This window comes from Kitasatospora sp. NPDC002040 (genome assembly GCF_040296785.1).
Lineage (GTDB): Bacteria > Actinomycetota > Actinomycetes > Streptomycetales > Streptomycetaceae > Kitasatospora.
Genome location: NZ_JBEOXV010000037.1, coordinates 1 through 3,850, shown reverse-complemented (window position 1 = coordinate 3,850; position 3,850 = coordinate 1). Strand labels below are relative to the sequence as shown.

Annotated in this window: 1 protein-coding gene and 2 pseudogenes; all 3 read right to left on the bottom strand. The window is 70.3% G+C overall.

What is annotated here, in order from left to right; all coding sequences use genetic code 11:
* A pseudogene (locus ABT118_RS32580) lies at nucleotides 1-79 on the bottom strand (roadblock/LC7 domain-containing protein); the annotation flags it as partial.
* Nucleotide 80: 1 nt separating this feature from the next.
* A complete protein-coding gene (locus ABT118_RS32575; protein WP_350678496.1) occupies nucleotides 81-3,293 on the bottom strand; it encodes a sensor histidine kinase in 3,213 nt (1,070 codons plus the stop codon).
* A 462-nt stretch (nucleotides 3,294-3,755) separates the two neighbouring features.
* A pseudogene (locus ABT118_RS32570) lies at nucleotides 3,756-3,850 on the bottom strand (ATP-binding protein); the annotation flags it as partial.

Below are 3,850 nucleotides of genomic sequence, written 5' to 3'. Positions count from 1 at the left end.
GGGACACCCCGGGGGTGTTGTCCACGAAATTGGTGATCAGCCAGTTCAGGTTCTGTGCGGCCTGGCTCATCTGACTCAACTCAACGCTCCTGGTGGTTCGAGCCGCCGAAGAGATCGGTGCTGTTCTGCTGGGGATCGATCCGGAAACTCCCGGTGTTGCCCGGGTCCCCGCCCGCACTACGGCCCTGTTCGACGCCGCGGCGCAGGTTGGTCAGGCGACCGCGGACCTCCTCGGGGCTGCGGGAGACCTGCGGGCCGTCCTGGGTGCTGGGCTTGGCGTTCCCGGCCACCAGGTTCTGCTTGGGCACCCGGCGCGGCAGACCGGACGGGGTGGTCCCGCCGGCGGCCGGCTCGCGGAGCTGGCCGGCGCGCTGCCAGTCGCCGTCGTTGGGCGACTGCCAGTCACCGCCCGGGGCACCGGTCGGGCCGGTCGGCCCGTAGCCGCCGAGGGCGGACACCTCGTGGCCCCGGTTCTCCGGAGCGTCGGTGGTGTCCTTGGCGCCGGTGAACCAGTTGGGCTTGTCGGCGTCGCCCTGACCGCCGCCCTGAGCGCCGCCCGGAGCACTGGCCTGGCCGCCGCCGAACATGTTCGTGGAGCGGTCCGGCCCGGCACCGGCACCGGCCAACTGCTGGCCGGGACGGCGCTGCGGCAGCCCCGATCCGAGGGTGCTCGCCGGAGCGGCCGACGGCAGCGCCGCGGGCTCCGGGGTGTACGGGTGCCCGGAGGGCTCCTCGTAGCGCTCGTACGGCTGGTACTGGTCCTGCTGGTACCCGTACTGCTCCTGCTGCCCGTACGGCTCCTGGGCGGCCGCCTCGGCGTACTCCGGCTCGGCGTACGGCTGCTGGCCGTACTGCCCGCCGTAGGGCGCGTCGGTGTACTGCTGCTCGTCCTGGTAGCCGTAGCCGTCCTCGGCGTACTGCTGCTGGGGCTGCTGCTGGGCACCGAACGGGTCGCTGTAGGCGTCGTCGGCGTACTGCGGCTGCTCGCCGCCGCCGTACTGGTTCTGCTGCTGGTAGCCGTAGCCGTCCTCGGCGTACTGCTCGGGGGCGTACGGCGACTCCTCGACCTCGGCGTCGATCACCTGGTCCTGCTCCTGGCCCGGGCCCGCCTCCAGGGCGGTCCGGCGGCGCTGGTCCAGCCGCTGGGAGCGCTGCATGGCCTCCAGGGCGGGGCTGAAGCCGCTGCTGCCGCCGTGGCCGGTCAGGTGGTCGTCGAAGCCCAGCTCGGCCGCGCTGCGGCCCTGCTCGACGATGTCCCACTCGTTCTGCGGCTCCTGCTCGGCGAAGATCCGGGAGACGGTGAACTGCTCCTCCGGCTCCGGTATCGCGGCGAGCTGGGTGAGCGGCTGCGGGAGCATGACCAGCGAGGTGGTGCCGGCCGACTCGCCCGAGGGGCGGAGCTGGACCCGGACGTCGTGCCGCTGGGACAGCCGGCCGACCACGAACAGGCCCATCCGGCGGGAGATGGTGGCGTCCACCGTGGGCGGCTCGGCCAGCTTCTCGTTGATCTCGGCGAAGTCCTCGGCGGTGAGGCCGATGCCCTTGTCGTGGATCTCGACCAGCACCCGGCCGTCCGGCAGCCGGGTGGCGTTGACCAGCACCCGGGTCTGCGGGCTGGAGAACGAGGTGGCGTTCTCCAGCAGCTCGGCGAGCAGGTGGACGAGGTCGGTCACGGCGGCGCCGACCACCTCGGCCTCGGGGATGCCGGCCAGCTCGATGCGCTCGTACTGCTCCACCTCGGAGGCGGCGGCGCGGAGCACGTCGACCAGCGGGACCGGGGTGTTCCAGCGGCGGCCGGCCTCCTCGCCCGCGAGGACGAGCAGGTTCTCGCCGTTGCGGCGCATACGGGTCGCGAGGTGGTCCAGCTTGAACAGGTTCTCCAGCTGGTCCGGGTCGGCCTCGTTGTTCTCGAGGTCGGTGATCAGCGCCAGCTGGCGCTGGATCAGGCCCTGGCTGCGGCGCGACAGGTTGGTGAAGATCGCGTTGACGTTGCCCCGGAGCAGGGCCTGCTCGGCGGCCAGCGAGACCGCCTGCTGGTGGACCTGGTCGAAGGCGCGGGCGACCTCGCCGATCTCGTCCCGGCCGTGCAGCGGGATCGGGGAGACGGAGGTGTCCACCCGGTCCGGGTCGGTCTTGGAGAGCTTCTCGACCAGGTCGGGCAGGCGGTGGTTGGCGATCTCCAGCGCGGCGCTGTTCAGGGTGCGCATGCCGAGGATCATCGAGCGGGCGATCAGGCCGGTGAAGAGACCGGCCAGGGCCAGCGAGACCACCACGATGACCGAGTTGAGGATCATGTCGGTCTGGGCGCGGTTCTTGATGTTGGCCGCGTCGCCGACGACCTCCTCGAGCAGACGGGTCTCCGTCGCCCGGAGGGCGTTGATGTGGCTCGCGGTGGCCTGGTTCCAGTGCTCGGGGGTGAGCCCCGAGTCACGGGCGGCCTGGAACGCCTTGGCCTCGTCGTTGGCGTTGCTCTGCGCCGAGTTGACGAAGGACAGCCCGAGCGAGATCAGGCCCTGCATGGTCGGCGCGTTGTCGGTGCCGGGCATCTTCAGGGCGGCGCGCTGGTCGGTGTTGGCCTGGGTCACCAGGGCGTCCGCGTAGACCCGGACGTCCTCGGCGGAGCTGCCGGTGTTGAACTCGTTGACCGAGACCTGCTCCAGCTTGGAGGCCACCGCCAGCTGCTGGACCAGTTCGGCGTTCTCCTGCGAGGTGGTCCGCTTCTGGCTGATGCCGACCAGCAGGTTGAACATCAGCACGCGCTGGGTCGAGGCCGAGGCCTTGGCCAGCGAGATGGCGTAGATCGCCCGGCCCTTGCTGGTGACGCTGGAGCTGCCGAAGCCGACCGAGTTGTCGTACGCCATCAGCGGCGCGATCAGGGTCGAGTACGCGGCCTGGGTGGCGGTGGCGTAGAGCTCCCGCTTGTAGGCGTTCTCGCGCAGGTGCGGCAGGTGGATCGCCAGCATCTGGAAGGCGTCGTTGCGGCGGGAGAGCATGTCGTCGTCGGAGACCTGGGAGAACGCGGACCGGTACTCGGCGAGCGCCTGGTCGGTCTTGTCCCGGTACTTCTTGATCTCGCCCTTGTCGTCCTGCCCGACCAGCAGGGGGATCGAGGTCAGGTCGCGCTCGGACTCCAGCGCGTGGGCCAGCTCGGTGGCGGCCTTGGCGAGCTGGGCGGTCTTCTCGGCGTGGGTCGCCTTGACGAAGTCGTCGAAGGAGCTGTTGACGCGGAGGCCACCGAAGACGAGCGAGATCACCACCGGGATCAGCAGGATCGCGATCAGACGGGTCGGCACTCGCCAGTTCCTGGGGGCCAGGAACTCGTACCGGCCGGGGGCGGCCGGCTCCGGGCTCCCGGAACCCCTCGCTCCGCCCGGCCCGCTGGCCACCTGGGGGGCGGGCCGCTCCTCGGCACTCGGCGTGAACGCCGAGAACCCGGATGCCGGGCCGCTGCCGCCCGGCTCGTTCTCGCGGGGCTCGGAGCGCCGCTGCGGGGTGACTGGCTGCTTACGCCTCACTCGACAACAACCTCTCTAATCCCCGCTCGCCGCAGCCCGCTGCTGGGTGGAACTGCCAGGGTGGCGATGGGGTAGCTGGCATTTCAGCACGTGCGCCGATGCGGAACAAACAGGCGTCTGCGCACGATTTGCTGCGTACAAATCAGACATTCAGTGGCAAGTGTGGACCGAATACTGCAGAGTGCGGTCCAGATGTTACGGAGAGTTACTTTCGATCTTTAAATGCCTACCGAACCGTTATCACCGGAGTCGGGCGAGGAGGGCGTGTTCGACGAGGGTGATGAGGGCGCTTTTGGCGCTGTCGCGGCGGCGGGCGTCGAGGGTGATGACGGGGG